Below are 2,037 nucleotides of genomic sequence, written 5' to 3'. Positions count from 1 at the left end.
CTCTACCGCTGAGCTACCGGGGAATAGCCTGCTCGCGCGTCGAATGCCGCATATAACAAAGCCGCCCAGGCTTTGAAAGCGTTGTGCTTGGCAAATTGCCGGCCTACCGCCCTATCACACATCCGCCTCTGCAATGCTTTGCTTGCGAAGGGTGGAGGCCACGCCCGGAATTGAACCGGGGTAAACGGTTTTGCAGACCGCTGCGTAACCACTCCGCCACGTGGCCATCGGTCGTTTCGGCGGGACGGCCGCCAACGCCCGAGCGGCAGTCTATAGAGGAAGCCTGCGTATCCGACAACGGCATGCACAGTTAGGCAATTCATATAAGGGTCACGAGCGAGGTTCCGGACGCCGGCCAGGCCGGAAACCATCCCTTGCCTTTTTCGGCTCGCTCTCGCACAACGCGGAGCGCCTTTATTGGAAACTGACGGATGTTCGACGCGACGACCGCTCGTCGATTAATGGTCGACGGACAAATCCGAACCGCCGACGTGACCGACGCCGCATTGCTGGACGCAATGCTGACGGTGCCGCGGGAGCAATTCCTGCCGCCCACGCTCGCCCCGCTTGCTTACGTCGATGCAGACATTCCCGTTGGCAAAGGCCGCGCCTTGCTCAGGCCGATGGTGCTCGCGAAGCTCATTCAGGCGGCGCCCCTTAGCGCTGGCGAGCGCATCCTCGATGTCGGATGCGCCACCGGATATTCGGCGGCGATATTGGCGCGCCTTGGCGCCTCGGTGGTTGCCCTCGAAGAAGACGGTGATTTGGCCGCAGCCGCGAAGACGGCGCTCGGGGCAGTCGGGACCACAAACGTCGAGGTCGTGGTTGGGCCGCTCGCGGCGGGGTGGCGTGCCGGCGCGCCGTATGACGGAATCTTGCTCAACGGCGCCGCGGAAGTCATCCCGGAGGTCTTCGGCGATCAGCTAAAGCCCGACGGATGGCTTATAGGCGTCGGCGGTCGTCCCCCGGCCTGTAAAGGCATGGTTTATCGGGTTAGCGAAGGCTGCCTGGTCGGACGTCCTATTTTCGACGCCGCTGAAACCCTACTGCCGGGATTTCGAGCGCCGCCGAGCTTCGTTTTCTGACCTGCGGAAGCCTTCGGCATAGGCGGCGCCGACCTGTGGCGCATATGTGCCAGCCCCTAGAATTTTGCGAATAAAGGCGGCTCCAGGGGTTTCGCCTGTGGCGCTGGCCGAATAATGTTCCAAAGGTGGCGGCGTCGGCCGAATCGGGCCTGCGCAGGTGGCGTCGTTTGCGACGACGTGGGAAGGGCAGCGCACGTCTCATGAGTGGAAGAGGGGTGCGGGCGTATCTGTGGGTTGTCGCCGGGCTTTGCTTGGCGGGCGGAGCCATGGGCGCGCTTTGCTCGCACGCGGAAGCAGACACGCTCGAATGGGCGTTGGTTCAAGCTTACCAGAACAATCCATCTCTTAATTCACAGCGTGCGGCATTACGCGTCATCGACGAGAACGTGCCACAGGCTTTGTCGGGATATCGGCCCAAGATCAGCCTCACCGCGCTGGGCGGCTACAATTATGAGAACGCCACGCAACAACTTCCCATAGCCGGCGTGCTCACCACGACGACTTACGCCAGTCAGTTTCTTTCGCGCACCGTGGGCTTGACCGGCACACAGACCCTTTTCAATGGCTTCCAGACGGCCAACCGCACCCGGCAAGCGGAAAGCCAGGTCGATGCCGCCCGAGAGACGTTGCGCGTCACTGAGCAACAGGTACTGCTGGACGCGGCAACCGCGTATATGAACCTGCTGCGCGATGGCGCGATCCTCGAGCTCAATCAAAGTAACGTTCAAGTCCTCACCGAGCAGCTCAAGCAAACTCGCGATCGGTTCAATGTTGGCGAGGTGACCCGAACCGACGTCGCCCAGGCCGAATCGCGGCTCGCCGCCGGTCGATCGGCGCTGTTGGGTGCGCAATCGAACTTCGTCACCTCGCAAGCAAATTACCGTCGGGTAATAGGAGTCAATCCAGGAAAGCTCGCGGCCGGGACGCCGGTCGATCGGCTTTCGCCCAACAC

2 protein-coding genes and 1 tRNA gene are annotated in these 2,037 nt (G+C 62.1%); 2 read left to right on the top strand and 1 reads right to left on the bottom strand.

Annotated elements, in window-relative coordinates; translation table 11 throughout:
* Positions 1-152: 152 nt before the first annotated feature.
* Positions 153-226 (bottom strand) — tRNA-Cys (locus tag WBR57_RS06455).
* A gap of 205 nt (positions 227-431) precedes the next feature.
* Here WBR57_RS06455 and WBR57_RS06450 point away from each other — a divergent pair.
* Both WBR57_RS06450 and WBR57_RS06445 read left to right on the top strand, forming a co-directional pair.
* A complete protein-coding gene (locus WBR57_RS06450; protein WP_424083121.1) occupies positions 432-1,085 on the top strand; it encodes a protein-L-isoaspartate O-methyltransferase family protein in 654 nt (217 codons plus the stop codon).
* Between the two features lie 215 nt (positions 1,086-1,300).
* Positions 1,301-2,037 (top strand): TolC family protein (locus WBR57_RS06445; RefSeq protein ID WP_424083120.1); only part of this gene is annotated, 737 nt, incomplete at its 3' end.

Source organism: Pseudomonas sp. (genome assembly GCF_049590575.1).
Lineage (GTDB): Bacteria > Pseudomonadota > Gammaproteobacteria > Pseudomonadales > Pseudomonadaceae > Aquipseudomonas.
Note: the sequence above shows the minus strand (reverse complement) of the source record. Positions and strands in the feature narration are given on the sequence as shown.

Bases quoted from the DNA above. Each gene is read 5' to 3' on its own strand.
- WBR57_RS06450 (WP_424083121.1), top strand. From the start codon at position 432: ATGTTCGACGCGACGACCGCTCGTCGATTAATGGTCGACGGACAAATC.